The organism is Noviherbaspirillum sp. Root189 (assembly GCF_001428545.1).
Classification (GTDB): domain Bacteria; phylum Pseudomonadota; class Gammaproteobacteria; order Burkholderiales; family Burkholderiaceae_D; genus Noviherbaspirillum.
Genome location: NZ_LMHZ01000012.1, coordinates 166123 through 191910 on the forward strand (window position 1 = coordinate 166123; position 25788 = coordinate 191910).

The 25788-nt window shown below is 59.3% G+C and carries 23 protein-coding genes, 1 pseudogene and 2 riboswitches; of the genes and pseudogenes, 7 read left to right on the top strand and 17 right to left on the bottom strand.

All coding sequences use genetic code 11. The annotated features are described in order from the left end of the window. Nucleotides 1-7: 7 nt before the first annotated feature. The 4 genes from ASE07_RS08645 (at nucleotide 8) to ASE07_RS08660 (ending at nucleotide 5584) form a co-directional block, all read left to right on the top strand. Nucleotides 8-1366: a hypothetical protein gene (locus ASE07_RS08645; protein WP_057290396.1), complete on the top strand. Its 1359-nt coding sequence runs from the start codon at nucleotides 8-10 to the stop codon at nucleotides 1364-1366. Further along, entirely contained in the window at nucleotides 1359-2072 is a 714-nt protein-coding gene (locus tag ASE07_RS08650; protein WP_057290397.1) for a hypothetical protein, read from the top strand. Before ASE07_RS08645 ends, ASE07_RS08650 begins: the two co-directional genes overlap by 8 nt. A gap of 14 nt (nucleotides 2073-2086) precedes the next feature. Continuing rightward, on the top strand, nucleotides 2087-4906 hold the full coding sequence (locus ASE07_RS08655) for an ATP-binding protein (protein WP_057290398.1): 2820 nt from the start codon (nucleotides 2087-2089) through the stop codon (nucleotides 4904-4906). A 168-nt stretch (nucleotides 4907-5074) separates the two neighbouring features. Then, a complete protein-coding gene (locus ASE07_RS08660; protein ID WP_057290399.1) occupies nucleotides 5075-5584 on the top strand; it encodes a hemerythrin domain-containing protein in 510 nt (169 codons plus the stop codon). Nucleotides 5585-5724: 140 nt separating this feature from the next. Here ASE07_RS08660 and ASE07_RS08665 read toward each other — a convergent pair whose 3' ends face one another. The 14 genes from ASE07_RS08665 to cobT all read right to left on the bottom strand — a co-directional run bounded on the left by ASE07_RS08665 (nucleotide 5725) and on the right by cobT (nucleotide 19938). Then, nucleotides 5725-7167 (bottom strand): cobyric acid synthase, encoded by a 1443-nt coding sequence (locus ASE07_RS08665; RefSeq protein ID WP_200960906.1) that lies wholly within the window; start codon nucleotides 7165-7167, stop codon nucleotides 5725-5727. Beyond that, nucleotides 7164-7961 (bottom strand): cobalamin-binding protein, encoded by a 798-nt coding sequence (locus ASE07_RS08670; RefSeq protein WP_057290401.1) that lies wholly within the window; start codon nucleotides 7959-7961, stop codon nucleotides 7164-7166. The genes ASE07_RS08665 and ASE07_RS08670 overlap by 4 nt, the downstream gene beginning before the upstream one ends. Further along, entirely contained in the window at nucleotides 7958-8878 is a 921-nt protein-coding gene (locus ASE07_RS08675) for a cobalamin-binding protein (RefSeq protein ID WP_057290402.1), read from the bottom strand. Before ASE07_RS08675 ends, ASE07_RS08670 begins: the two co-directional genes overlap by 4 nt. After that, nucleotides 8878-9867 (bottom strand): threonine-phosphate decarboxylase CobD, encoded by a 990-nt coding sequence (gene cobD / locus ASE07_RS08680; protein ID WP_057290403.1) that lies wholly within the window; start codon nucleotides 9865-9867, stop codon nucleotides 8878-8880. Before cobD ends, ASE07_RS08675 begins: the two co-directional genes overlap by 1 nt. After that, nucleotides 9860-10816, bottom strand: coding sequence for an adenosylcobinamide-phosphate synthase CbiB (cbiB, locus tag ASE07_RS08685; RefSeq protein WP_057290404.1), 957 nt, complete (start codon nucleotides 10814-10816; stop codon nucleotides 9860-9862). The genes cobD and cbiB overlap by 8 nt, the downstream gene beginning before the upstream one ends. Continuing rightward, on the bottom strand, nucleotides 10810-11367 hold the full coding sequence (gene cobU / locus ASE07_RS08690; protein ID WP_057290405.1) for a bifunctional adenosylcobinamide kinase/adenosylcobinamide-phosphate guanylyltransferase: 558 nt from the start codon (nucleotides 11365-11367) through the stop codon (nucleotides 10810-10812). The genes cbiB and cobU overlap by 7 nt, the downstream gene beginning before the upstream one ends. Then, the gene (locus ASE07_RS08695; RefSeq protein ID WP_057290406.1) at nucleotides 11364-12671 is read right to left on the bottom strand and encodes a cobyrinate a,c-diamide synthase; all 1308 of its coding nucleotides are present in this window, start codon (nucleotides 12669-12671) and stop codon (nucleotides 11364-11366) included. Before ASE07_RS08695 ends, cobU begins: the two co-directional genes overlap by 4 nt. A gap of 26 nt (nucleotides 12672-12697) precedes the next feature. Continuing rightward, entirely contained in the window at nucleotides 12698-13303 is a 606-nt protein-coding gene (gene cobO, locus ASE07_RS08700) for a cob(I)yrinic acid a,c-diamide adenosyltransferase (RefSeq protein ID WP_057290407.1), read from the bottom strand. Continuing rightward, nucleotides 13296-14072 carry an ABC transporter ATP-binding protein gene (locus ASE07_RS08705; protein ID WP_057290408.1) on the bottom strand — a complete coding sequence of 259 codons (777 nt, stop codon included), beginning with the start codon at nucleotides 14070-14072 and terminating at the stop codon, nucleotides 13296-13298. The genes cobO and ASE07_RS08705 overlap by 8 nt, the downstream gene beginning before the upstream one ends. 5 nt (nucleotides 14073-14077) lie before the next feature. Continuing rightward, nucleotides 14078-15049: a FecCD family ABC transporter permease gene (locus tag ASE07_RS08710; protein ID WP_156396502.1), complete on the bottom strand. Its 972-nt coding sequence runs from the start codon at nucleotides 15047-15049 to the stop codon at nucleotides 14078-14080. Nucleotides 15050-15129: 80 nt separating this feature from the next. Beyond that, nucleotides 15130-16998, bottom strand: a complete 1869-nt coding sequence (locus ASE07_RS08715) for a TonB-dependent receptor domain-containing protein (RefSeq protein ID WP_057290410.1) — start codon at nucleotides 16996-16998, stop codon at nucleotides 15130-15132. Nucleotides 16999-17155: 157 nt separating this feature from the next. Further along, nucleotides 17156-17391, bottom strand: a riboswitch (cobalamin riboswitch). Between the two features lie 128 nt (nucleotides 17392-17519). Then, nucleotides 17520-18077, bottom strand: coding sequence for a histidine phosphatase family protein (locus ASE07_RS08720; protein WP_057290411.1), 558 nt, complete (start codon nucleotides 18075-18077; stop codon nucleotides 17520-17522). A 2-nt stretch (nucleotides 18078-18079) separates the two neighbouring features. Continuing rightward, nucleotides 18080-18889: an adenosylcobinamide-GDP ribazoletransferase gene (locus ASE07_RS08725; RefSeq protein WP_057290412.1), complete on the bottom strand. Its 810-nt coding sequence runs from the start codon at nucleotides 18887-18889 to the stop codon at nucleotides 18080-18082. 5 nt (nucleotides 18890-18894) lie between these two features. After that, nucleotides 18895-19938: a nicotinate-nucleotide--dimethylbenzimidazole phosphoribosyltransferase gene (gene cobT, locus ASE07_RS08730; protein WP_057290413.1), complete on the bottom strand. Its 1044-nt coding sequence runs from the start codon at nucleotides 19936-19938 to the stop codon at nucleotides 18895-18897. Nucleotides 19939-20010: 72 nt separating this feature from the next. After that, nucleotides 20011-20267: riboswitch (cobalamin riboswitch) on the bottom strand. A gap of 123 nt (nucleotides 20268-20390) precedes the next feature. Between cobT and ASE07_RS08735 the strand changes: the two genes are divergently transcribed. The 3 genes from ASE07_RS08735 to ASE07_RS08745 all read left to right on the top strand — a co-directional run bounded on the left by ASE07_RS08735 (nucleotide 20391) and on the right by ASE07_RS08745 (nucleotide 24187). Next, complete coding sequence (locus ASE07_RS08735; RefSeq protein ID WP_156396477.1) at nucleotides 20391-21242, top strand: alpha/beta hydrolase; 852 nt, start codon at nucleotides 20391-20393, stop codon at nucleotides 21240-21242. Between the two features lie 324 nt (nucleotides 21243-21566). After that, entirely contained in the window at nucleotides 21567-22352 is a 786-nt protein-coding gene (locus tag ASE07_RS08740; RefSeq protein WP_057290415.1) for a protein phosphatase CheZ, read from the top strand. Further along, entirely contained in the window at nucleotides 22352-24187 is a 1836-nt protein-coding gene (locus ASE07_RS08745; protein WP_057290416.1) for a chemotaxis protein CheA, read from the top strand. Before ASE07_RS08740 ends, ASE07_RS08745 begins: the two co-directional genes overlap by 1 nt. A 128-nt stretch (nucleotides 24188-24315) precedes the next feature. Here the strand turns inward: ASE07_RS08745 and ASE07_RS08750 are convergent, their stop codons facing one another. The 3 genes and pseudogenes from ASE07_RS08750 to ASE07_RS08755 form a co-directional block, all read right to left on the bottom strand. Further along, a complete protein-coding gene (locus ASE07_RS08750; protein WP_057290417.1) occupies nucleotides 24316-24996 on the bottom strand; it encodes a LysE family translocator in 681 nt (226 codons plus the stop codon). A gap of 84 nt (nucleotides 24997-25080) precedes the next feature. After that, nucleotides 25081-25209, bottom strand: a pseudogene (locus ASE07_RS29405) (fumarylacetoacetate hydrolase family protein); the annotation flags it as partial. A gap of 9 nt (nucleotides 25210-25218) precedes the next feature. Continuing rightward, the gene (locus tag ASE07_RS08755) at nucleotides 25219-25788 is read right to left on the bottom strand and encodes a TMEM165/GDT1 family protein (protein WP_057290418.1); all 570 of its coding nucleotides are present in this window, start codon (nucleotides 25786-25788) and stop codon (nucleotides 25219-25221) included.

Sequence of the window (25788 nt, forward strand, 5' to 3'; positions counted from 1 at the left end):
TAACGGGATGCAGAATTTTTCACCGAATGCGGCCACCGTGCCGGATGAGGAGCAGCAGACTTCTCTCAAGGCCTATTTCAGGCCGAACATCTCCCCTGACGACATTGAACAGGTCCACCGACTCAGGCGCGCCCAGCCGCTGCTGACCGCCTTCACCGCCCTGTTCTATGGCGGCTCGGATGCGGTACTGGTCCGTCTTCTGGTCTTGCAGGAACTGGCTTCCGATGCGGCAGCGCCCACCCTGACGCGCGCCGATATCAATACCCGGCTGGGTTACCTGGAGCCGGAGAGCCTGGAAACCGTGCTGTACCGCCTGCGCTCGCACCAGCTGTTGTCCTGGGACGCGCCGCAGGGTGTCTACCGGATCACGCCGCTTGCGCGGAATGTGCTCGCGGCCATCGACAGCCTGATGGCATTGGCGCAGGATGAGGACGACGGCGATATGGGCTTCCTGCTGTCCCAGGTAGCGGGTTCGCAGGCGGTGGGTGGCGTCACGGTCGAGCAGCTTCAGCACCTGCTGGGCCGCCTGGTCGACCTGACCGAGGAATTTCGCGATGCGATTGCATCCGGCTCCGAGTTCCGGCTGCGCACGGCGCAGGAAAAATGGAACACCGCTTGCGACTGGGTGGAAAAGGGGTCCGAGGTCCTCCACGCGATCACCAATGACCCGAACGCGGACGCGGCGACCCACAGGGCGGCACAGGCCATTGGCCGCGCGCAGAGCGCCCTGCTCAATATGCAAGGCATGTTCTCCCGCGCACTCAACCAGATCGAACGGCAGCGCGTGCATCTGGGCCAGTCCGGTCTGTCGACCACCGACATCAAGACCTGGCTGATGGCGCATGAAGACCTTGCGGGCCTGGCCCGCGACGCGGTTGCCTTGCCGGTAACGCCGATGTTCATTACGCCTTCCGAAATGATCGACGTTGCCGAAGCCGAACTGTTCGCCGACAAGAACGCGACGCCGGTCGCCGAACTGCCTGCAGGCGAAAACGCCACGGTCATGCAAAGTGAAGCCAGCACGACCCCAATCGAACTGGATAGCTGGCTCAACCGGCTCAGCAGCTTTGCCACTTCCGTTGACGCCTCGACCAGGGTCCATGACACCCTGCTGCCGGCGAACTTTGCCGTCGCCTCGTATCGCGCCTCACTGCTGCCGCTGCTCGGCGATGAAAGCGAAGCCGCACTGCAGGGCGGCACCGCGACCATGGCGCGACTGCCGCTGGAATTTGCGCCGCAGGACGGCATGATCAAGCTGAAAGATCCGCATGTCGCGGCCATCTCCAACGCGACGCTGACAGCAAAAACACTCAAACAAGACAAGCAAGATACACAAGAACTGACACCGGACACCAAGCATGACTGACGATGCACAAATCCTGATCGCGCAACTGATGACGCATCAGACCCTGTCGCGCGAAAACAAACTGGTCAAGCGTGCGCTGACCGATGATGTATTTCGTCTCGATATCGATACACGCCTTGCGGCATGCGGCCTGAAGTTTCTCGACAACGTCTACGCCGATAACGTCACGCTTGCGCTCGCCCGCGAGATCGAGCCGAAAATCTTCGGGTCACGCGAAGTCTGGCAGAACAACAACATGGGGCTTGCGCGCGATGGCGTCGCCCTCCTCGTCGTGCTGTGGGCGATGATCATTCTGCCCAAGCGAGAACGGCAGGAAGCGCACCAGAATGCGCTGGAAAACCAGGAAGACATGTTCGGCAAGGACAAGCCCATGCCACGCGCGGAAGATGCATCGATGGGAATTTCCTACAAGGCGCTGCTTGCCGATTTTGGCGACAAGCTTGGCAAGAAGACGCGCATGGATATCAACCTCGGCCAGCTCAACAAGCTGGGTTTCATCGAGCGACGCGGCGACATGATTGTCGAAGGTCCGCTGCTCGACCTGATGATGGATACGGATACCCTCAAGGACCGCATCATCAATGGCGCACTGGCCGATATCTTTCATCGTCCACCGCCGAAAGAAGCCGCAATCATCCACTTCCCGCAGCCTGAATCGCAGGACCGCGACCAGGCATCGTCGCCCGCCGCGCACCACGAACAATAAGCAACAGGATTCGCATGTTTCATATCAAATCGCTGGAAATGGTCCATTGGGACTACTGGCAACGCGTCAAAAACATACCGCTGGATGCCAAGATCATCACCATTGCCGGACAAAACGGCTCGGGCAAGACCACCCTGCTCGATGCATTGCGCACGCTGTTCGGTCTCGACTGCTCGATGGGGCGCTCTTACAAACACTATGCGCGTCATGCCGGTCAGCAGACATCGTGGCTGCGCGCAGTAGTCGACAATCGCGCAACCGGCCGGCAGCTTTCCAATCGACCATTTCGCGCATCGGGTTTCTTCAGCGAAGATGAAGTCACGCTGTTTTGCCAGATCCAGAAAAACGGCGGCGACTGGAAGCGTCAATACCTGATGCGCGCAGGCGCAGTCCAGATCGAGGAAGTACAGGATGCGACCGACTGGCTGGGTCTGGAAAGCTACCGCAAGCGCCTCGCCAATGCGGGCCTGTCACCGGCCATGGCAAAAGTGCTGGCACTGGAGCAAGGCGAAACCGACAAGCTCTGCGAATACGCGCCCCGGCAGTTGCTGGACCTGGTATTCCAGGTCTTTGGCGACAAGGAGGTGCTAGATGCCTACGATGAAGCGAAGCGCCATCAGCGCGATACCGAAACCGAACTGCAGCGCTTTGAAGCCGAACTGGAATCCGCCCAGACCAATCAGGAACGGCTGCGTCTGCGCGCGGCCAATTACCATCAGTGGGAAGGTCTGAACAAGGAGCAGCGCGACCTGCAGGAAGAAGTGCTGCCGACGCTGCAGTACCACGAGATTCGCGAGAAAGCCAAGGCCACCAGCGTCGCCTTGCGCGATACGCGTTCTACGCTTGCCGCACAGGATGCACAGTTGTCCGAGAAGCGCGTCGATCTTGCAGCACGCGCCGCCGCGCTGAGCAGCGCGCATCAGCATGAGTCCGCACTGGAGGAAGAAAAGTCGGTACTCGAAAAACGACTTGGCGACATCAACGGCAAATTGAAACCGCTGGAAAGCCTCCTGGAACAGAAAACCCGCTTGCAAAAGCTGGCCGCCGATGCCGGCGCGGATATCGCCGATGTGGCCGCCGAACTGGAGCAAAAGGAAGCCGAGTACATACGCCAGCGCCAGTCGCGCGACGACCTGGCTGCACGTATCGCGGCGGAACGCGCCGCGATCGCCGCACTGGAAAGCAAGGCTGCCCTGCCCGATCCGGAAAACGTGCGCATCATGCGGCGCGCATTGAGTGAAGCCAATATTGCGCACACCATCCTGCCCGATATCGTCGAGGTCACCGATGCGCGCTGGCAAGGCGCGGTGGAAGGCATGCTGCGCGGCTATACCTCCGTCATTCTGCTGGAACATGCACGGGACGCAGCCGCGGCTTTTCGCATCGGCGAAAAGGAAAAGTATGCGCATTTCATCGTGGCCGATCGCGTGTCGGCACCCGAGGTCAAGGATCAGAGCCTGCTGTCCGTGGTCCGCTTTACGGCCAAGGCGCCGGGATGGCTGATCGAGCAACTGGCCCGGATCACGCGTGTCGACTCCGCCGAGGCCGGCATGAAGCTGCCATCGAGCGAAGAATGGATTACGCCGGAAGCCTACCATCGCGAACGCCGCGGCGGACGCTCCGTGTATGTCGAGGCATCGCGTTATCGCTTCGGACAAGCCGGTCGCGCCCAGCGCCTCGCAGCGCTGCAACAGTCGCTACCCAAACTCGAAGCGCAGGAAGACCAGTTGACCCTGCGCATCAGCAAGATGGCGAGTGAAGTCAGCGCGCTGAAAGCCCGTATTGCCGGCGTCGATGCGGCGAAAGAATTGGTAGCACGTCAGGCGGAGTTCGATGAGGCAACGCATAACGCCACGCCGCTGAAGGCGACCCGTACCGACGTGGGATCACGTCTCGGCGAACTCTTCCCGCTGATCAAGAAAGCGACCGAGGAACGCACGCTTGCTGACAGTGCCTGGCAAAACGCGAAGCGCGCGCTTGCCGACAGCGAAGCCTATGTCCGGCAATCGCAGAAGCGTACCCAGGAAGACCGCGCCGCCCACGCAAAGGCGCTGTCGGAGATCCGCAAGAACTGGCGTCATCTACCAGGTGCATGGCGACGTCCATCCCGCCGTGCCGAGCTGGTCGAGCAGCACCAGAATGCGCACCAGGTAAACCTGCGTATCGGCCACCTCGCAACCGATCTGGAACGCGACGACTGGGAAACGGATTCCACGGTCGTCGACCAGCATGTGCGCCTGACCGCCTTGCTACAGGGACGACAGGCCGAAACCGAAGAACGTCGCTATCAGAACAACCGTGCGATAGAGGCAACCACAAATGCGCGCGGTGCTTACATCGAACGTCTGCGCTATACCATCAAGACTTACAGCCGCAATATCAAGGAGCTCGGCGAGCTTGCCAACATCGAAGTCCATACCGATCCGGTACGTCTTGAAAATGACGACGTGCAACTTGCGCAGGCCGGCTTGCAGGTGCGTTTCAAATTCGATGGCAAGGGTCCGATCGGATTGAATGATGGCGAAGCCTCCGGCGGCCAGCAAGTGATGAAGTCGCTGATCCTGTTGATCGGCTTGCTGAAGTCGGATGATGGTTCTGGCGGATTTGTCTTCATCGATGAACCGTTTGCCCACCTTGATATTCGTAACATTCAGCTGGTCGGCGAGTTCCTCAAGAACACCGATGCGCAATACCTGATGACAACGCCGCTGACGCACAATACGGATGTCTACGATCCTTCCGAACTGACGCTGATCACCAGCAAGAAGAAAAAAGACACGCATTGGGCACAACCGATTTTTGTGCTGCAACGGAGAGCGGAAAAGGCGGCGTAACAATCGCAGCCGTTCTTATACCTTCGTACTGGAATCGGCATGTGAGGCAGCGCGTTTATTTCGCAAGGCAAATTTTAGAGGCCGACGGCAGCATGATGAAACCTTGTTATCCGTAGGGTGTCTTCTAAACTCTAGTTCTTTGCCAATTTTGGCATCAAGGAGACACGAATGGATATGGAACCCCATGAGCATCGCAGCAGCGCCGGATTTCCTGTCGATCAACCGCTCGAAGCATTGAAGGCAGACCATCATTTTGTGCGGCAACTGTTCGAGCGCTATCTGAGTACGCATGACATGAAGGTAAAGCAGGAAGCAGGGCCGCGCATTCTTGCATTGCTGGACATGCATGCCAACCTGGAAGAAACCGTTTTCTACCCGAAGGTCCATGAAGCCGACCCATCGCTGGTGGATCACTGCGAACAGGAACATCAGGAAGCGCGGCAAATGATGGATCAGCTGAGTGCCATGAACGTAGGTGATGCGCAGTACGATCAACTGATGACGCAGTTGCGCGATTCGGTGATGCATCACGTCGAAAGCGAAGAGCAAAGCCTGTTCCCGAAAGTGCAGCAGTCCAGCATCGACATGACGGCGCTCGGTGTACAGATGCAGGCTTTTGAGGCAAGCATGGTGAGCTCACAGGCACGTGCTTCGGACCAGAGCACCCGACGGACCTGATCGACAGGCGAATAAAGGAGTTAGTTCAGCCGCACGTATCGGCGTGTATTGCACACCATGGCATCAATCGATGTACAAGGTGTACAAGATGTACGATGTGCAATCCCGCACACCCTGCGTGCCATGCACGCAGGGAAATTTCATCTGTATTTCATCAGTGCCTGATACAACGGCTCAGCCGCATCCGCAATTCGGTCAATACTTGCTTCTCTCAGCGAGGCAAGGTCGACGGGCTTGACGTCTTTCAGACCTGCCCATTCGAGCAAAGCACGCATCGCTTCCGGCGCATCAAAGACGCCATGCAGATAGGTCCCAAGAATCAGATCATCCTCCGAACGTGCGCCTTCCGCACGACCATCAATCTGGAAGGCTGCTCTTTCCGCTGCCGGACCACCGGTTTGACCCATGTGGATTTCGTAGCCGGTCACCACGGCATCGGCGAATGCGCAGCGCCCCTCCACGCGCGCCAGGCGCTTGGCCTGCGTCATTTCGGTGTCGACATCGAGCAACCCAAGCCCTTGCGTCACGCCAGGCGTTCCTTCGACGCCATGCGGATCGGACACGGAACGGCCGAGCATCTGATAGCCACCGCAAATGCCGATCACCTTGCCACCGTAACGCACATGCTTGCGTATGGCGTCATCCCAACCGTTGCGTAACAGCCATTCCAGATCGGCGCGCGTACTCTTGCTGCCAGGAAGAATGATCAGGTCCGCAGGAGGAATCGCCTCGCCAGGACCAATGAAACGCAAGTCGATTTCCGGTTGTGCACGCAACGCGTCGAAGTCCGTGTGGTTGCTGATGCGCGGCAGCACCGGCACGACGACACGGAAACTGCCCTGCTCGTTCTGCTCCGGCTTGACCGCATCTTCCGCGTCGAGAAACAAACCGTGCAGATACGGAAGCACGGCAAGAACGGGTTTGCCGGTTTGCTGCTCCAGCCAATCGAGGCCGGGTTGCAGCAAGCTGATATCGCCACGGAATCGATTGATCACGAAGCCGACGATGCGCGTCCGCTCACTTTCGGACAGACAGGACAGCGTACCGACGATGTGCGCGAACACGCCGCCGCGATCGATATCGGCGACCAGAATCACCGGGCAGTCGACCGCTTCCGCGAAGCCCATATTGGCGATGTCGCGGTCGCGCAGATTGATTTCCGCGGGACTGCCGGCGCCTTCCACCATGACGACCTGGTACTGGGCGCTTAGCCGGCGGTGGGATTCAAGTACCGCACCCATCGCCACCGTTTTGTACTGATGGTAATCGCGGGCGTTCATGTCGGCGCGCACCTGGCCGTGAATGATGACCTGGGCCCCGGTATCGCTGGACGGCTTGAGAAGGACCGGATTCATGTCGGTGTGCGGTTGCAATCCGGCCGCCTGTGCCTGCAAGGCCTGCGCACGTCCGATTTCGCCGCCATCCGTTGTCACTGCGCTATTGAGCGCCATGTTCTGCGGCTTAAAAGGAACGACCTGGATACCATCGCGTGCGAGCAGGCGGCACAAAGCGGCAACAACGGTACTCTTGCCGGCGTCGGAGGTGGTGCCCTGCACCATCAGGGTAGGGAATGGGAAATTCATGATTGTTGTTGATGCCAGCGGCGAATGATGTCGGCCAGTTGCGGCAAGCCTTCCGTAATGGCGGACGGTCCGGGCGACAGGATGTCGGCGGATTTGATTTCGAGGACCATGCGGTTGCGTACCGCCGGGATGGCATCCCAGCCTTCACGCTCGCACACGGCTTCGGCCCGAAATTTCTTGCCGCACCAGGAGCCAATGATGATGTCGGGGGCACGCCGGATCACTTCAGCCGGATCGGCGATGATGCGTTCCTTCGCGCTCGAATGCGCAGCCAGATCGGCGAAAACATCGTTTCCGCCGGCAAGCGCAACCATTTCGGATACCCAGCCAATACCGCTGATGAGTGGATCGTTCCATTCTTCAAAATAGACACGGGGACGCGTGAGTTCGGACAGTAACTGGCTGGTGACCGAGGCAATCGTTGTCTGCAGGTCGGCGATGAGTTGTTCTCCAGCTTCTCCGCGATCCACCAGCACCGCCAGCGCCCGCACCATGCGAAGGATGCCCGCAATATCACGCTGATTGAACAAATGGACCTCGATACCTGCTGCGGCAAGGTCACGGCAGATATCCGCCTGCATGTTGGAAAAACCGATGACCAGATCCGGCTCCACCGCCAGTATCCGTTCTATACGCGACGAGGAAAATCCGCTGATTTTTGGCTTCTCGCTGCGGGCGCGTGCAGGCCGCACCGTAAAGCCAGAAATCCCGACGATCAAGTCTTCCGCACCAAGCGCGTAGAGAGTTTCGACCGCCTCGGTGCTGAGACATGCAATACGCCGGTAGCAGCTCATGGACGGTCTCCGCGACGGCCCCTTGCCTGTTCGAGGCGCGCACATAGTTCACCGGCACCATCGATGATGCGCGGCCCGGAACGATTAATCAGGTTGCCGTCAATGGCGAACAGGTTGCCACGCTTGACCGCCAGCATGGATGGATACTGCTTCCAGATTTCGATGCCGCTGACAGTCTGGTCGTTTCTGTCGCCGCTGACGATCACTTCCGGATTTTCCTTGACCACGGCTTCTTGCGTGATGCTTGGCGCAGCCATAGGCAAGGACGCGAAAATGTTTTCCCCGCCGCAAACGCGGATCGCGTCGGTGATGATGTGCCGCTCATTGAGTGTGTACAGCGGCTTGTCCCATACCTGGTAAAAGACGCGGACCCGGGGCCGGTTGCGATACGCTGAGACAAGGGTTTCGAGTTGCTTGCGCAGTTCGCCCGCGCTTTGCTGTGCCTGCTGTTCGGTGCCCATAAGCCGACCAAGCCGCAACACTGACTCCGGAATGTCTTCCAGCTTGTGCGGGTCGCTATAAAACAATGGAATACCGAGGCGTCTAAGCTGATCCATCTGACGTGACGATGCATTGTGACGCCAGACCACCAGCAGATCGGGCTTCAGCGACAGCAGGTGTTCGATATCCACGGAGCGATTGTCGCCGACGCGCGGAATGTTTTTTGCGGCAGGCGGGTAATCACTGTAGTTGACCGTCCCCACAATGCGATCCGCGCCACCGGCGGCGAACAACATTTCCGTTACATGCGGCGAAAGTGAGATCACGCGCCGCGCCGGCTGCGCGAGCGTCACCAAGTCGCCTGCATCGTCGCGCATGCTGATCGCAGCCTTGGCAGGAACGGCTTGAACACTCAGTAGTGCAGCCAGTGCGATCCATATTTGTATCCGGACTTGCGCTCGTACTTTTTCGATCATCAGATTTCCCTTTTCCAGTCATCCAGGCTTGCAGCCAGTCGCTGCCATCCTGCTTCGTTGCCGGGCAATCCCAGCCGGATACCACGCGCCTGATGGACAAACAACCGCACCCAGATGCCGCGTTCCGCCATGTGATGTGCGAACGCTTCTGCATGCTTCTCGGGCCACCACTGGAACAGCGCTGTACCGCTTGATGCAATTGCATACGCCGATAGCAGGCCACGCAAGCGTTCACCGTCGCGGAGCAGCCTGGCATGCGTTTCTCTTTGCCACGTGAAGTCGGACAATGCGGCGGTGCCGATCTGTTGCGCCGGACCGCTGACCGACCATGGGCCGATCCACTCGGCAAGCTGGTTCAGTAATTTCTGGTCAGCGGCGACAAAGCCAAGCCGCAGTCCTGCAAGGCCAAAAAATTTTCCGACCGAGCGCAGCACAATCAAGCCCGGCCGATCGGTCCAGCGTGCAACACTCATCTCCGGCGCGGTATCGCCGAACGCCTCGTCGACCACCAGCCAGCCACCGCGTGCCGCAAGTTGCTCTGCCCACCCGAGAAGGGTGTCAGGGGCAATCATGGCGCCGGTCGGATTGTTGGGATTGACCACCACTACGACATCGGCCTCGGCGATGTGCACCGCCAGCCTATCGTAGTCCACCTCGCGAACCACGTGTCCAGCCTGACGCCAGCGATGCGCATGCTCGGCATAGGAAGGCGCCGAAATGATGACGCTCGCCTGATCGCGCAGTCTTGGCAAGGCCTGTATCGCAGCCTGCGTTCCTGCCACCGGCATCATTCGCGGGGCGCCGTAATAGGTTTGCGCCGCTTCGACCAATGCGCGGTCGGGCTGAGGAAGCCGATGCCATGCATTGGGTGCTGTTGCCGGGATGGGATAGAACACCGGATTGATGCCGGTCGACAGGTCGAGCCAGTCGGCTTCGGGCCGACCGAAGCGCTCGGCCGCATCGCGCAGGTTACCGCCATGTTCAAGCATGAAAGGTCCTTTCCAGCACAAATGCCAACCCGCCCGCTGCAATAAGCCACAGAAGCGTAGTACGTGCCACCAGTTGCCATGCGCGGGCGATGTCTTCTCCTTGGGCCTCGCGCCCGATGCCCAAGGGCGGCCGGGTTTCGACGATGCCGTCATATTCAGCGGTGCCGCCCAAAGCCAGTCCGAGTGAACCGGCTCCAGCCGATATCACGGGACCGGCATTCGGACTAGGCCATGCCGCAGCCTGCGTCATCCAGGATTCGCGCGCGCGTCGGGTATCGCCAAGTACGCCATACGACAACGCGGTCAGCCGCGCGGGAATCCAGTTGAGTACGTCGTCGGCGCGTGCGGCCATCCAGCCGAAGGAGAGAAATCGTGGATTGCGGTATCCCCACATGGCGTCGAGCGTATTGGCGAGCCGAAACAGTAATGCACCCGGTCCACCGGCAACCGCAAACCAGAACAGTGTGCCAAAGACCGCATCGTTGCCGTTTTCCAATGTTGATTCAACCGCGGCCTTGGCGAGATCGCCTTCACTGGCACGCCCGGTATCGCGGCTGACGATGCGCGATGTCAGCTTGCGCGCCGCGGCAAGGTCGCCGCTTGCCAACGCCTCCGCAATCGGAATGATGTGATCGCGAAGGCTGCGCAGGCCAATGCAGAAATACAGCAGGATGGCGTGCAGTGCGGCGGCAAACATCCAGTGCATCTGGTGGGCAAGGTGGATGATGGTTATCGACAGCGCTACCAGCGGTACCACGGCAAGCATCCAGCCTGCAACGCCACGGAGATACAAGCTGCTTCCCCGGTTCAGCAAAGCTTCGATCTTGCCCGCGAACTTGCCGAAGCCGACCAGCGGATGAAAACGGCTCGCTTCACCCAGCAACCAGTCGAGCAGCACGCCCGTTGCCATCATCATGGCAACCCACAGGGGCGAGATACCCATCAGCATGGCTGTCCTTTGAGCATGATCGGCAAGCCGGCCACGATGAACACAGCGCGATCGCAGAGCGCGGCCACCGCTTGATTCAAGCGCCCTGCTTCATCGACAAACCAGCGTGAAATCGCACCTTGCGGCACCACGCCCATGCCGACTTCATTGGATACCAGTATCACGTCTCCGTTTGCATTGGCAATCGCGTCAAACAGGGATTCTCGTTCAATGTTAAATGCCTCAGGCGGAACGATGGGGCCAATGTCGGGATAATCATGTAGTTTGGAAAAGAGCAGATTGGATAGCCACACCGTAAGGCAATCGACCAGGATCACCGTGTCCGGCCTGCTCCATTGTGCGATGGCCGTGCCGAGGGCGAGCGGCTCTTCCATCGTCTTCCATGCCGCATCGCGTCGCTGGCGATGGTGGGCGATACGGCTGGTCATTTCAGCATCGCCGGCTTGGGCGGTGGCGATGTAGATCACCCGCTTTCCACATGCTGTTGCTAGCGCTTCAGCATGTGCGCTTTTACCCGAGCGGGCGCCGCCGATCACAAGTGTGGCCGTCATGGTGTTGTCGGTTGAAGAAAGAGACTTGCCACTGCCTGAGGGCAGGAAGGGAAATACGCATGAAAATAAGACGCGGTGAGCGAACCGACGCGATAAATCGGTTCACCCTCGATATTCATCGGGTGCTTGATAGTGTGTGCCATCGGCTGCAACGTCGACTCCATGTGCGAATAGTGGAATGCGTGGCCGCGTAACTCTCCCTGTGCAGTTGTCCAGGCTTGAGGACCGAGCGCAGCAAGCCGCTTTTGCATGCTGACTTTTCCGGGCAAGATGCCGGCCATCGACCACGTCGCGCCCTCGATGTCCACAAGCTGATTCGCAAGCGCCATCATGCCGCCGCATTCAGCGACGATGGGCAGATCGTCGGCATGGGCGTTGCGGATCGATGCCTGCCACTGGCCGGCCTGCGACAAGGTGCGTGCATGCAGTTCGGGATAGCCGCCCGGCAGATACACCGCGTCGGCATCCGGCGGCACCGCTTCATTCGCCAGTGGCGAGAAAAACAGGCATTCGGCCCCAAGCCTGTGCAGGCAATCGATGTTCGCCGGATAAAGAAAAGCAAATGCCGCATCGCGTGCGATCGCAATTTTTCGTCCTTTAAGCATTGGCTCGATCGGCACATCGTCGGCAGGGTCATTCAAAACAATTTCCGGCATCGCATCCCATGCTGTTTGATCGATCTCCAGCTGGTCGGCAAGGTGATCGAGCAAAGCGTCGAGGTTGTGAATTTCGTCTGCCTGCACCAGGCCAAGATGCCGCTCCGGCAAGGACTGTTCCTGGCGTGCCAGGGTGCCAAGCAAGGGGATGTCGCGCATGGCGTCGGCAACCATCTGCGCATGCCTTGCGCTGGCGACGCGATTGGCTAGCACACCGGCCAGTCGAACGGGACCATAGTCGCGCAGACCACGGGCAACGGCTCCCGCTGTTTGCGCCATGGCCGACGCGTCGAGCACAGCCATGACGGGCACGCCGAAGGTGTTGGCAAGGTCAGCCGATGAGGGGGTGCCGTCGTACAAACCCATCACCCCTTCAATCAGGATGACGTCGGCGTTGCCCGCGGCCTGCGCCAGCAAATGACGGCTGCGCTTTTCGCCGACCATCCACAGGTCGAGCGAATCCACCGCGCTGCCGGCGGCGCGCTGCAACATCATCGGATCAAGGAAATCCGGTCCGGTCTTGAACACCCGTACCCGCTTGCCCTGCCGTTTCAGCTTGCGCGCAAGTGCGGCTGTCACGGTCGTCTTGCCTTGTCCGGATGACATGGCCGAGACAAGAAGGAGTCGTGCCGATGCGGCGTGCTTCATAGGCTTACCTTCATGGGCTTATCCATTTACCATTCGACGCCGGGCTGGGCGGCAATGCCCGCGGCGAACGCATGCTTGACCGGTTGCATCTCGGTCACGGTGTCCGCCACTTCAATCAGTTCCGGCGGCGCTGCTCGTCCCGTGACGACAACGTGCTGCATGGCCGGTCGGGCCTGCAGATCGGCGATCACCCGTTGCACGTCGAGATACTTATACTTGAGTGCGATGTTGAGTTCATCGAGGACAACGAAGCCGATTGCCGGGTCGGACAAAAAACTTTTTGCCTGTTCCCAGGCGCGTTCAGCGGCGGCGATATCGCGCTCGCGGTTTTGCGTTTCCCAGGTATAGCCCTCGCCCATGGCATGAAAACTGACCTCATCGGGGAAGCGCTGCAGGAACAATTCTTCACCGGTCGACTTCGCGCCCTTGATGAACTGGACCACGCCGACCTGCATGCCATGACCCAATGCACGGATTGCCATGCCGAAAGCGCTGGAACTCTTGCCCTTGCCATTGCCGGTATTGACCAGCAGCACGCCTGCGTCGCGCTTGGCGGCTTCGATTTTCTGATCGACCACTTCCTTCTTGCGTTGCATGCGCGCGCGGTGGCGTTCGTTGATATCGTCACTCATGGTACGACTCCTCTGCGGGAATAAAAATGGTTCGCTTGCCGTGCCTGACAAGATCGATCGGATAACCGAGGCAGCGACTCAGCAGGTCCGCCGTCATCACATCCTGTACCGGTCCGGCCTGCCATTCGCCGTCGCCCATCAATAGCAAGGCGTGGCTCGCGACACTGTGCGCGAGGTTGAGGTCATGACTGACCAGGACGACGGATTTCTGCTGCGTGCGGCACAGCCGTGCCAGCAGTTCCATGACACCGACCTGATGGGCGAGATCAAGTGCGCTTGCCGGTTCATCGAGCAACAGCAGCGGCGCTTCCTGCGCCAAGGACGCGGCGATGGCAACCCGCTGGCGTTCGCCACCGGACAGCGTGCGCACGTCGCGCTCGGCCAGCTCGGCGACATCGAGCGCGCGCAGGGCGGCATGCGCGACACGGTAATCGTCTTCCGCATCCCAGTAGCGATCATCCTGGTAGGGATGACGCGCGGCGAGCACGGTTTCAATCGCACGATAACCGAAGGCATCGTTGCGGCCCTGAGCAAGGTAAGCCCGCTGTCGTGCCAACGCGGTCAATGGCCAGTCCGCGAGAGGACGTCCATCGATATGAATGGCTCCGCCGTCCGCTTGGCGCAAACCGACCAGGGTACGCAGGAGCGTACTTTTCCCTGCGCCATTGCGCCCGATCACACACCAGCTTTGTCCGGCTTCTACTTGCCAGTCCAATCCGGTGACCAAGGCGCGGGAGCCGATACGCAGTGAAAGATTGATTGTCTGCATCCGCGTTATTTCCTGTAAAGCTGATGCAGCTGCACCAGGAACACCGGCACGCCGATCAGCGCGGTGATCACGCCGACCGGCAATTGCTGTGGCGCGATGATGGTGCGTGCAAGGGTGTCGGCCAGCACCAGAAAGCTGCCGCCGGCCAGTGTGGCGGCTGGCAGCAGCAAGCGGTGATCGGGGCCCCAGGCGAAGCGACAGGCATGAGGAACGATCAGGCCGACAAACCCGATGCTGCCGGCGCTGCTTACCGCGCTCGCCGTCAACAGTGCAGAGCACAGGAAAAGACCCTGCCGCAATCTGGCAACCGAGATGCCAAGCGTTGCCGCGGCTTCGGCATGCAAGGCCATCACGTTGATCGCGCGCGCCACCCGCACAGCGAACATCAGCGCTCCGCCCCAGATCAGCCATGGCAGCCAGCGCAAAGGTGTCGCCGACAGATCGCCGATCAGCCAGAACACCATGCCGCGCAAACGGTTATCCGGCGCTACCGACAGCATGAGCGTGATCAGTGCACTGCAACCAGCGGCGACAATCACTCCGGTCAACAGCAGCATCGGTGCATTGCCGTCGCCACCGCCACCGCGCAAATCCCGATACGCAAGCAGGAGCAATAGACAGGCTACCGCTATGGCGCCGCCAAATGCGGCGAGGTCCACGATCCATGCCGCCGCCATGAAAAGAATGGCGGCGAGCGCGCCGACAGCAGCCCCTCCCGACACGCCGAGCACATATGGGTCCGCCAAGGGGTTGCGCAGCAAGGCCTGCATCATCACGCCGGCCAGCGCAAGCGTCGCTCCTGTCACAAACGCCGACAGTGCACGCCCAAGCCGCAATTCCAGCAACGTCGCTGCGAGGCTTGCCGGTTGCCCTGACAGGATGTCCGCCAGCGCACCAAACAGTTCGGATGCCGACAAGGAGACGGAGCCGATGGCGCATGCAAACAGTACTGTGGCGCAACCGATGGCGGCCAGCATCGCAAGGATGCCAACCGCTCGCCGGCGTTCCTGGAATGAAGGTAATGAGACGACTGGGCTATGCACGTGCATTCCGAAAATTAACGCAGGCCGTAACGCACGCCGACAAAGACGTTGGACCCGGCGGTGTTGTAATTCCTTGCCAGCTCATAGTCTTTGTCCAGCACGTTGTTCCAGCGCCCGAATAACGACCAGTTGGGCGCGAAATCATAGGTCGCGTACAGGTTGAATACGCCATAGCCGCCAAGGCGGTTACGGTTGTTGGTGTCATCGAAGCGCCTGCCGGAGAAAATCAGCTCGCCGCCGGCCGTCGCCTTGCCGGCGCCATAGTCCAGCGCCAGGGTGCCATGCTTTTTCGCGCGGCGCGCAAGTTGGCGTCCGGTAGTTTCATCCTGCGGATCTTGCAGGTCGAGCGAACCGCGCAACTTGAAATCACCCAATGCCTGTGTCATTCCCAGGGTCAATCCCGTCAGCAAGGCCTTGTTGACATTGTAGGAGCAGCCGAAAGGATGGGTTGCCTGTTCCACCGGGCAAACATTGGTATTGACCAGCAGGTCGGTCAGGCGATTACGGTAATACACGGCACTGTATTGCGATTTTCCGTCGTCGTAGTACAGGCCCGCCTCCGCATTGCGTCCCTTCTCCGGACGGTTGGTGGCAATGCCAAAACCGGGGAAATACAGATCATTGAATGTGGGCGCACGGAAGCTGGTACCCATGCTGCCGCTGGCGCGCAAGGCGTTGCTCAGCCGGTATCCATACGACAGATTGCCCGTCGTCCGCGATCCGAACTGTGAATTGTCATCATTGCGAATACTGGCTGCAGCCAGGTGCGCACCACGTTTTAACTGATAGGCCGCCGCGATTGCATTGGTAGTGCGCGCGCCGATAAGTTCTGTGGTCGTTGAATCGACTTCTTCACGGCGGTGTTCGGCCAGCAATTGCAGCACATCGGTGGTGGCGACCGCGATATTGTTTTGCCAGCTGACTTGGGTCTGTGTCGTGTCGAACAGTGTGCGGCCAGTGCGCATGTCGGATATGGAACGGTCCTGGGATTGCGACACCTGGAACTGGCTGTTCCAGTTTTGGGTGATCTGGTTTTTGCTGTACACGCCATAGGTAGCAAGCTTCTGCTTGCTGCGGTCGTCAAACGTTGCGCTGTTATCGAACTGGTTTTTAAGCTCGCTGTGCAGGAAGGTCAAGCCCAGCTCATGTCCCTTCGCCAGTTGCGTGCTGAACTGTCCGCTGGCACTGTTATTGTCGTAGCCGTCACGGTCCGGATTAAAGCCAAATGCGCCGCTCTTCGTTGACGAGAACCCGTCCGACTTTTCATGGGATGCGCGCAGCGCGTAGCGGAAGCCTTCCGTCGATCCCGAGACGCCCGCTTCCAGATTGTAGGTATGGTAGCTGCCGACACCTGCGGACACGGTGGGACTCGGCGGTCCGTCACCCTGTTTGGTAAAAATCTGGATAACGCCACCGACGGCATCGGCGCCATACATGGTGCTCAACGGTCCGTAAACGATTTCGATACGATCGATCTGGGACAGCGGGATCGACGACCAGGTCGCGCCGCCGTTGGTTGAAGAACCAACCCGTACGCCGTCGACAAGAACAATATTCTGCTTGTTGTCGGTTCCACGCAAAAATACGGATGACGTGGCTCCTGGCCCTCCGTTGCGTACAATTTCCATGCCGCGCTGGCGCTGCAGCAGATCGACCAGCGAGGTACGTCCGGATCTTGCAATGTCTTCGGAAGTAATGACCGCATGATCGCTCAATACTTCGGCGGCGATCTGGGGCGTTCTCGTTGCCGTGACGACGACCGATTCGAGTTTTTTTTCTTCAGCGAGCGCGACGCTTGATGCGGAAAATGCTGCACAGACGGCGATTGCCATGGCCAACGGCTTTCCAGCTGCCGGAGAGGCCAGGGATACGAATGAATGCATGTTGTGATTCCAGTGAATAGACAACCGGCCCGCTTCCCCGCAGGCTGGATTGAAAGAAAGCATTCGAACTGGAGTCGATATCGAGAGAGCCCGGTTGGCTTGTCGCGCCTGAGGCGCTATTGCATTGCCGGTCTGCGTCGCGACGGTCCCCGTCCGCTTGCTTCCACCTGTTCTGGCCGGTATCCGGGCTGGCAAGATGAACCGGTCGACCTTCCCATGCGGACTGCACAGTGGTACGAAGGACCGTCTGTCACACAGTCACCATGTCGGCTTCTGTCGTGACGCTTGCTTACCGTTGCGGGGGCAGCACACGTTGGCTCTGAAGAGCATCGTGTTTCCCGTTTAACTGCCTGCATGAATATGCGGGCGGGCACCAAAACTTCGCTATTGTAAAGCTTGCAGTAACAGGCGACAACAAGCGCAATGGAAATTGCACAACACTTGTCTATATGTAACAAACTTACAGCGGTGACCCGTGATGATCAATCAGACAACATTGCGCTGTCGGCAATCAAGCACCATCAAGGACAATCGAGAATAATCAGTTCTCCGTAACGAATCGTATGTCGAACGCCGCCGGCGTGATGTGCAATGTCGCTCGGCAACGAATGCGAAAGACATTGCTGTAACAACCGGATCGTTCCTGCGTGGCAAACGACAATCACGTCGGCGATTCCACTGCTGCGCATATCGTCATAAAACCTCCGCACACGCGTAGCGACGTCAAGTACGCTTTCACCTTTGCCCGGCCGGTAATGCACCACATCGGCCGCCCATGCATCGATTTCGCTGCGCGGTATTGCATCCCATGTGCGCATTTCCCAATCGCCGAAATGTATTTCGGCAAGCCGGCTGTCCTGCACTATTTCGGGAGCATGTATCGTCTCAGCAATGGCTTCAGCCAGACCACGGCATCGTCGTAGCGGGCTGGTAAGAACGGGTACGCCACGCGGCAAGGAAGGCAGAATTGCCTCCGCCACGCGACGGTTCTCCCGCTCGCATATTGCAAGATCGCTGCTGCCGTAGCAGGTGCCCATATCGACTTCCGGCTTGCCGTGCCGGATGAGATACAGACGCATGGTCAGTGCACCATCGCCAGCAAGGCGAGATAACAGCTTGCTTCGCTCACCTGCTGGACTGCGCCGAGACAGTCGCCGGTGTAACCACCAAGGCGGCGAATAAATTTACAGGCGAGCCACAACGTCGGAAGAGCACATGCAGCGATCGCTGCCAGCAGGCTCTGCCACGGTATCCAGCCTAGCGCAAGCAATACCAGGGCGGGCAGCAATGCGGCGCTTGCCGCAATGACGAACTCTCCGTTTGTCATGCGTTGCGCAAGCGGTTTGGCCTTGCCTTCGGTCTTTGCATACGCGAGCCGCCAGATCAGCGATGATGCCGCCAGGCGCGACAAGGGATGCGCGATCATTAATGCGGCGAGCACCGACTGCGGCGGCAAATAAGCGAGCGTCGCGCATTTCAGTGCGAGCAGCAATATGATGCCGATCGCACCGTACGCGCCAATGCGTGAATCCGTCATGATCTCCAGCACGCGCTGACGCGTCATGCCGCCACCGAGTCCATCGCAGGTATCGGCAAATCCGTCTTCGTGGAATGCCCCGGTCAGATAGATCCCTGCGATGGTGGAAAGGAGAACTGCGACCGCAGGCGGCAGCAGCAGGCTGGTGAGCCAATACACAGCGGCAGTGACAGCCGCAACCACAATACCCACCGCCGGAAAATAGCGGCTGGCGTGATGCAGCCAGTCCGGCTCGAAACCTACCCAGCGCGGAATCGGCAGTCGGGTAAAAAATTGCAGGGCGATGAAGAACAACCTGACTTGATGCAGGCAGTTCCTCGCGATAGAGAGAGCAGGCGTGACGGAGGGCTGCATAACGTTTACGCTTCCTTTTCGCTGACCTGCGCGGATGCAAAGGTGGCCATCTCATTGAGGAAATTGACGGCGGAACGCAATAGAGGCAGCGCAAGAGCGCAGCCGCTACCCTCGCCCAGGCGCAGGCCAAGCTGCAGCAGCGGACGGGCTTTCAAATGGTCGAGCATCTGACTATGCCCGCGTTCATCGGAGCAATGCGAGAATACGCAGTAATCGAGAATGGCCGGTTGCAACTTTGCCGCAACCAGTAAAGCGCTGGTAACAATGAAGCCGTCAATCAGCAGCACCATGCGGCGCTCCGCCGCGGCCAGCATCGCACCGACCATCATCGCGATTTCAAAACCGCCAAAGGTGGCAAGCACGCTGAGCGCATCGCTGGCGTTCGCGTGCAGTTTTACCGCTTGTTCAATCACATGCAATTTGTGTGCAACGCCCTCCGCCGACAGGCCTGTGCCTGCACCGACGCATGCATGCAGCGAAACGCCCGTCATCTTGTGCATCAATGCCGCTGCCGAGGTCGTGTTGCCGATGCCCATTTCACCGAAGCCGATCACATTGCCTTCGAGCCGGCCAACCAACGCGGCGCCATGCTCCAGCGCTAACGTGCATTGCTCACGGGTCATCGCCGGCGCCTTTGCAAAGTTGTGCGTACCGTAGGCGACCTTACGATCGATCAAATTAGAGCGCGCGCCGAAGTCGTGATTCACACCAGCATCGACGACCTGCAACGCGCAGCCATTCTGGCGCGCGAACACATTGATGGCTGCCCCGTTGGCCAGAAAATTCTCGACCATCTGCCAGGTCACGCTTTGGGGGAATGCGGATACGTTTTCCTCTACCACGCCGTGATCGCCGGCAAACACCACGATGGTCGGAGCGATGAGCCGGGGCGTTACCGTTTGCTGGATCAGGCCGATCTGGTGCGCGAGCGATTCGAGCATGCCGAGGCTGCCGAGCGGTTTTGTCTTGTTGTTGATCGCGGCATCAAGTTGTGTGGACAGGACGGTATCGACTGTCAATGCGACAGAAGGAATGGGCGTAATAGGCATGTGGCAAACTCTGAATGGGGGATGAAGCCGCAGGAAACCCCGCCTGCATGCGCTGGGTGCATGAACCTGTTCCGCTCATGCACCATTCCGGCCGGTATCCGGGCTGGCAAGACTGACCGGGCCGCCTTCCCATGCAAACTGCATAGTGGCATCGAGGCCGGCTGCCGTCAGGAGACGACGCTTGCTTACCGTTGCGGGGGCAGCACACGTTAGGCCGGCAAGTTCAAGAATTCAAGAATTGAACTCTTGGGCGCTTGCGCCGGCGTCGTGTTTCCCGTTTAACTGCAACCGCGATTGCGGTTGCGGGCACCAGAATGCACGCAGTGTAAGCCCCTGCACGACCGCACGTCAATTCGTCATGCTTGCGCCTGCAATCCCCGTTAAACTCTCTCTTTTATCCGCTATACAAGCGGATACTGACCGGATAACTGCAAACGATGAATGCGCCTTCCATGACCGACAGAACCGAATACTACAGCCAGCAGTACAACGCCCGCGCGTCCATCCCTGACCACCCTTATATCTTCACCCGCTGGTTGAAGGAATCGATGCAGGTCAGGCGCAGCCAGCCGGCACTGTTTGACATTACCTATGGCGACGCCAGTGGCGAAAGACTGGACTTCTTTCCGGCCAGCCGCGGGGATGCCCCCTTGCTGGTATTTATTCACGGCGGATGGTGGCGCTCGCTCGACAAGGCTGACTTTTCCTTTCTCGCCCCAGCCTACGCGCGCGCCGGCTTCAATGTCGCGCTGACCAACTACACCTTGGCGCCGCACGCCTCGATCGCGGAAATCGTGCAGCAGCAATTGCGTGCCCTCGCCTGGCTTTACCGCAATGCCGACAAGTATGACTTCAACCGGGACCGTATTGTCGTCGCCGGTCATTCCGCGGGTGCACATCTGGCCGCGATGATGATGGCCGCACACTGGGATATTTATGGAAGTGACTTGCCAGCCAACCTGATCAAGGGCGGCATCCTGATGTCGGGATTGTACGATCTGGATCCGGTGCGCTATGCGGACTTCGTCAATGTGGACCTCAAGCTGACCGAAGAGGATGTTCCCGTGCTTTCACCAGCTCTCATGCCACAGCCCAATCCGGCGCCATTTATTACTGCCTATGGGGCGCTGGAATCGGACGAGTTCCGGCGTCAGACCGAGCTGATCGCCAATGCATGGAAGCCGAATCATCGCGCCGATGTGCCGCTGCCCGGGCTCAACCACCTTACTATCTGCGATGCCTTTGCCGATACGGACCATCCTTTATATAAAGCCACGCTTGAACTCTTGACAGAGATTCAATAGACGATAAGGCAACTTGGCGCTCGTCGGGTTTGCCTGACGAATACGCATCGTAACAATCGCAACAGTTTAGGGTGAGTTTAAGGTTCATCCGGGTTGCCGCAGCATGTTCGTGTTGCGCAGAAGAAATTCGTAGTCGATAATCGTAGTCAATCAGCATGGGAAGTACGCGCGGGCGCCCGTATCTGCGCGCTTCCCGGCTGAAGCGTCTTTACCAGGGCGTGCGGCGAATACACGATGGATGTCGGAACAACGATTCCGACATGGCGACCGGTGTTCGACCGCCGCCGATGATCAGGCTGACTACGAACAAAGGGATGTACCGATATGACCGACGCTGCAGATGACCTTGAAGCACTGTTTGACGAAGTAGCCGCGCAACGCGTAGAAACAGCTGCTCCACCGGCGCCCGCACCTGAATCCGAAATTGTCAGCGAAAGCAGCGAACACGTCACGGAACTGGTTGTTGGCGAGACCGCCACCCAGGAGCACGACGAAGACCAGTCCGACAAGCCGATGTACGAACGCCTTGGCGGCATCGTGCGCATGCTGCACGATTCGCTCCGTCAGCTCGGCTACGACCGCTCGTTGTCCGATGTGGCCAGCCAGATTACCGATGCCCAGGGCCGTCTCGAGCACGTCGCTTCGCTGACTGAACAAGCTGCCAACAAGGTGCTTAACACGGTCGATACCTGCATTCCGGAACAGGAAGCCTTGTCCAAAAAAGCCAGGGACATTGAGGCCCGCTGGGCCATGCTGTTCGACGGCAAGCTGAGCATCGATGAATTCAAGGCGCTGGCCGGCGATTCCCGTCAGTTTGCCAGCGTTGTCATGGAAGCCACGGAAACCGAAAAGGCTCGTCTGCTGGACATCATGATGGCCCAGGATTTCCAGGACATCACCGGTCAGCTGATCAAGAAAATCGTCCATATCACCAGCACCGCGGAACGCGAACTGGCGCAGGTGTTGCGCGACAATGCGCCGCCCGAAGTGAAAGCCGCTATTGCCGCCGCCGAAAGTAAACCGGTCGATCTGATGCAAGGCCCGGCCGCTCCCGGCGTCGCCATGGCACAGGATGATGTGGATAGCTTGCTTGCTGATCTGGGGTTCTAATGGATGACATGCTCAAGGAATTCGTTGTCGAGGCGCTAGACCTGGCAACGAACGTCGAGGAGCACCTGCTCTCTCTGGAGCGGCGCCCCGACGACACCGACACCCTGAATGCGCTGTTCCGCTCCTTCCATACGATCAAGGGCGGCGCGGGCTTCATGAACCTGCCGGCCATTGTGTCGGCCTGCCACCTGACGGAAAACCTGTTCGATGGCTTGCGTACCGGCCAGGTACCGGTGACGCCGACCGCCATCGAGGCTGGCCTGCAAGCCAGCGGTTTTGTCGGCGACCAGCTCAAGCAACTGGCCAACGGTGCATCGCCCGACTCGTTGCCGGCAATGCCTGCTGCCCTGGAAGACATCCTGACGCAGGCGATTGAAGGCAAGAATGAAGCTCCGGCGGCTGCCGCATCAGTCGCGGTCGCCACGGAGGCTGCGGCCGAGGCCGGGGCTGCCATCGCGATCGCTAGCGGATCAGCCATGTCTGAGGACGGGCTGGACTGGGAAGCGCTCTATCGCGCGGTCGTGCCTGCCGGCACCCTCCCCGATACCGCCACGGCCGCCGTACTCGCTGCGAGTGCGCCGACCAATGTCACGCCTTTGGCCAAGCCCGCGCCTGACGAGCAAAGCCGCCCGATCACTGCGCAGGTCAAGGAAGACAGCATCCGGATCGATGCGATCAAGCTGGATGCCCTGCTCGAAGTCGCAGGCGAATCAGTGCAGGCCGCCAATCAGGCTAGCGTGTTGCTCGAAAAACTTTCTCAGTTCAAGTTTGAAGGCCAGGCTGCCGCGCTGATGGCAACGCTGCAGGAAACGCTCAGCCGCGCGTCACGCTATTCGACCGAACTGCAACGCGCAACCCTGTCGACCCGCATGCAACCGGTCGGACGTTTGTTCCAGAAATTTCCGCGTCTGGTGCGCGAACTGGCCAAGGACCTTGGCAAGGATGTCGACCTGATCATCGAAGGTGCGGAGACGGAAGTCGATCGCGTGGTCGTCGACAGCCTGTACGACCCGCTGGTCCACATGCTGCGCAATGCGCTCGACCATGGCATCGAAACTGCAGACGAACGCGCCGCCACACCGAAACCCGCCAAGGCGACGATCCTGCTGAAAGCATGGCAGGAAGGCAGCAGCGTCATGATCGAGATTTCAGACGACGGCAAAGGCATGGACCCGGTCAAGCTGCGCACCAAGGCGCTCGCCAAAGGCTTGATCGGCGAGAACGCCGCACAGACCACCGAAGAATCGCTGCAACTGATTTTCCTGCCCGGCTTCTCGACCAAGGAAGTCGCCTCCAGCGTATCGGGTCGCGGCGTCGGCATGGACGTTGTGAAGACCGCCGTGGAAAAGCATCGCGGTGCAATCCGCATCGATTCCACGCTGGGCGAAGGTACGCGCTTCACGATCCGCCTGCCGATCGAACTGTCCATCGTTCCGACCATGCTGGTACGTACCGCCGGCGCTGCCCTGGCGATGCCAATGGCCGTCGTGCAGCGTGTGGTTGAATTGCCGGAAGAGTTTTCCGAAGTCGGTGGCGCACCGGTCCTGCGCGACCAGGGCCGCCCGCTCGCGGTACGTTCGCTGGCCGGCATCCTTGGTTACGAAGAGTGCAAGGAAAAGGTCGGCATCGTGATCGCGGCGCCCCAGCCTTACATCCTGGCGGTGGAAGCCGTGGACGGTACGGCGGACCTCGTGATCAAACCACTAACCGCCCTCGCCGTTCCGGGTGTCAACGGTACTGCCCGCTCGGCTGAAGGCGAACTGGTGCTCGTTATCAGCCTTGCCTTCCTGCTCGACGGATGCAAGATCACCAACCCGGCCCGACTCGCAGCCTGATCAAGGCGGCATAAAACAAAGCCCGGAAACGCCAAGCGTTCCGGGCTTTTTTCTTGTCGAGTGCTTGAGTACCCGTGTCAGCGCTCCGCCGGCATGCGATGCAATACACGGGTGTTGAATACAAAGATTTATTTGGCTGAACGCCCGCCCGCAAAAGCAGTAAATATCCCTAACCCGATAAAGGTACTCGCAGTCACATATCGCCCAATTGCACCAGCGCCGCGCATGCGGTTCAGCATTGGTGCCACGGCGCTCGCGACGGACACATAAACACAATCCGTTGTCGCGGCGATGAGCACGAAGACCGCGCCGAGAGAAATACTTTGCAACACCGCCGGTGCGGCAGGATCCATGAACTGTGGCAGGAAAGCCGCAAAGAAAATCGTCGTCTTCGGGTTGAGTAATGCAACCAGGAAGCCATCGCGGAAAATACGCCTGATGTTTGTGGTATCGAACTTTTCTTCCTGCCCGATAGCTTGTGCAGCATCCTCAGCGGCTGCAACAGGTGTAACAGGTGCGCGCAGCGTCTTTATGCCTAGATAGATCAGGTAGGCCGCGCCGGTATATTTGACGACAGTAAAGGCAATCGACGAAACGGCAAACAATGCAGCAAGTCCGATTGCCGCACCGATCGCGTTACCAAGATTTCCCAAGGCCACACCGGCGACTGATGCCACGCCAGCGCGACGACCCTGCGCCAGCGTACGTGTTACGACATAGATCACACCAGGTCCGGGCGTAACCGCCAGCGCCAGACTGGCCAGGAAGAACGCAGCCATCAATGGCCAGGCGGGAAACAGGCTGTGCATCAGACTCTCCTTGACGATACGTGTGGACCGCTCAGTATAAACTGGGAGGCGATCGGTCAGGCAAAGGCATCAAGTCCATCTTGGCTCGTCCGGCGTAACGGCACCCGGTGAAAAACTGGACGCCGGTTTGGACTGGAAAAAGCCAAAGCCTTTTGCCAGTTCACCGGGAATCAGGTTACGCAGCGAAACGTCGTTGACCAGCATCAGCAGCCTGGGAATTGCTTACAGAAGGTTGCCGACGTTCAGGAGAGTCAGTACGCCGAGGATTGCGAAAATTGCCGCAGCGATGCCATGCACGAGCTTGAGCGACACGACGTGCATGATCCGGCTGCCGATGAATACGGCCGGCACATTGGCGAGCATCATGCCCAGGGTTGTCCCGGCTACTACAGGGATAAAAGCAGCATATTTTGCTGCCAGTGCGATGGTCGCCACCTGTGTCTTGTCCCCCATTTCAGCGAGGAAGAACGCTACCGCTGTCGCACCAAAGATGCCGAAGCGCGCGGGCTTGGCATCAACGTCGTCGAGCTTGTCGGGGATCATGGTCCAGGCGGCCATTGCGAGAAAAGACAAACCAAGTATCCAGCGCAGGACGTCCTTGCCGACGAGTGAAGTCAGCCAGCTGCCAAGCGCGCCCGCAAAGGCGTGATTGAGCAAGGTTGCTACGAGGATGCCAAGGATGATAGGGACCGGACGCCGGAATCTGGCTGCAAGCAGCAGGGAAAGAAGTTGCGTCTTGTCGCCCATCTCTGCGAGGGCAACGATTCCGGTCGAAATGAAGAATGCTTCCAT

Excerpts from the sequence above, each read along its gene's own strand:
- ASE07_RS08745 (WP_057290416.1), top strand. The coding sequence starts at position 22,352 with ATGGATGACATGCTCAAGGAATTCGTTGTCGAGGCGCTAGACCTGGCA.
- ASE07_RS08660 (WP_057290399.1), top strand. The coding sequence starts at position 5,075 with ATGGATATGGAACCCCATGAGCATCGCAGCAGCGCCGGATTTCCTGTC.
- ASE07_RS08740 (WP_057290415.1), top strand. The coding sequence starts at position 21,567 with ATGACCGACGCTGCAGATGACCTTGAAGCACTGTTTGACGAAGTAGCC.
- ASE07_RS08735 (WP_156396477.1), top strand. The coding sequence starts at position 20,391 with ATGACCGACAGAACCGAATACTACAGCCAGCAGTACAACGCCCGCGCG.
- ASE07_RS08750 (WP_057290417.1), bottom strand. The coding sequence starts at position 24,996 with ATGCACAGCCTGTTTCCCGCCTGGCCATTGATGGCTGCGTTCTTCCTG.
- ASE07_RS08710 (WP_156396502.1), bottom strand. The coding sequence starts at position 15,049 with ATGCTGGCCGCCATCGGTTGCGCCACAGTACTGTTTGCATGCGCCATC.
- cobT (WP_057290413.1), bottom strand. The coding sequence starts at position 19,938 with ATGCCTATTACGCCCATTCCTTCTGTCGCATTGACAGTCGATACCGTC.
- ASE07_RS08720 (WP_057290411.1), bottom strand. The coding sequence starts at position 18,077 with ATGCGTCTGTATCTCATCCGGCACGGCAAGCCGGAAGTCGATATGGGC.
- ASE07_RS08670 (WP_057290401.1), bottom strand. The coding sequence starts at position 7,961 with ATGAGCTGCTACCGGCGTATTGCATGTCTCAGCACCGAGGCGGTCGAA.
- ASE07_RS08665 (WP_200960906.1), bottom strand. The coding sequence starts at position 7,167 with ATGAATTTCCCATTCCCTACCCTGATGGTGCAGGGCACCACCTCCGAC.
- ASE07_RS08675 (WP_057290402.1), bottom strand. The coding sequence starts at position 8,878 with ATGATCGAAAAAGTACGAGCGCAAGTCCGGATACAAATATGGATCGCA.
- ASE07_RS08755 (WP_057290418.1), bottom strand. The coding sequence starts at position 25,788 with ATGGAAGCATTCTTCATTTCGACCGGAATCGTTGCCCTCGCAGAGATG.
- ASE07_RS08645 (WP_057290396.1), top strand. The coding sequence starts at position 8 with ATGCAGAATTTTTCACCGAATGCGGCCACCGTGCCGGATGAGGAGCAG.
- ASE07_RS08705 (WP_057290408.1), bottom strand. The coding sequence starts at position 14,072 with ATGCAGACAATCAATCTTTCACTGCGTATCGGCTCCCGCGCCTTGGTC.
- ASE07_RS08650 (WP_057290397.1), top strand. The coding sequence starts at position 1,359 with ATGACTGACGATGCACAAATCCTGATCGCGCAACTGATGACGCATCAG.
- cobD (WP_057290403.1), bottom strand. The coding sequence starts at position 9,867 with ATGCTTGAACATGGCGGTAACCTGCGCGATGCGGCCGAGCGCTTCGGT.
- ASE07_RS08655 (WP_057290398.1), top strand. The coding sequence starts at position 2,087 with ATGTTTCATATCAAATCGCTGGAAATGGTCCATTGGGACTACTGGCAA.
- ASE07_RS08715 (WP_057290410.1), bottom strand. The coding sequence starts at position 16,998 with ATGCATTCATTCGTATCCCTGGCCTCTCCGGCAGCTGGAAAGCCGTTG.
- cobU (WP_057290405.1), bottom strand. The coding sequence starts at position 11,367 with ATGACGGCCACACTTGTGATCGGCGGCGCCCGCTCGGGTAAAAGCGCA.
- ASE07_RS08695 (WP_057290406.1), bottom strand. The coding sequence starts at position 12,671 with ATGAAGCACGCCGCATCGGCACGACTCCTTCTTGTCTCGGCCATGTCA.
- ASE07_RS08725 (WP_057290412.1), bottom strand. The coding sequence starts at position 18,889 with ATGCAGCCCTCCGTCACGCCTGCTCTCTCTATCGCGAGGAACTGCCTG.
- cobO (WP_057290407.1), bottom strand. The coding sequence starts at position 13,303 with ATGAGTGACGATATCAACGAACGCCACCGCGCGCGCATGCAACGCAAG.
- cbiB (WP_057290404.1), bottom strand. The coding sequence starts at position 10,816 with ATGCTGATGGGTATCTCGCCCCTGTGGGTTGCCATGATGATGGCAACG.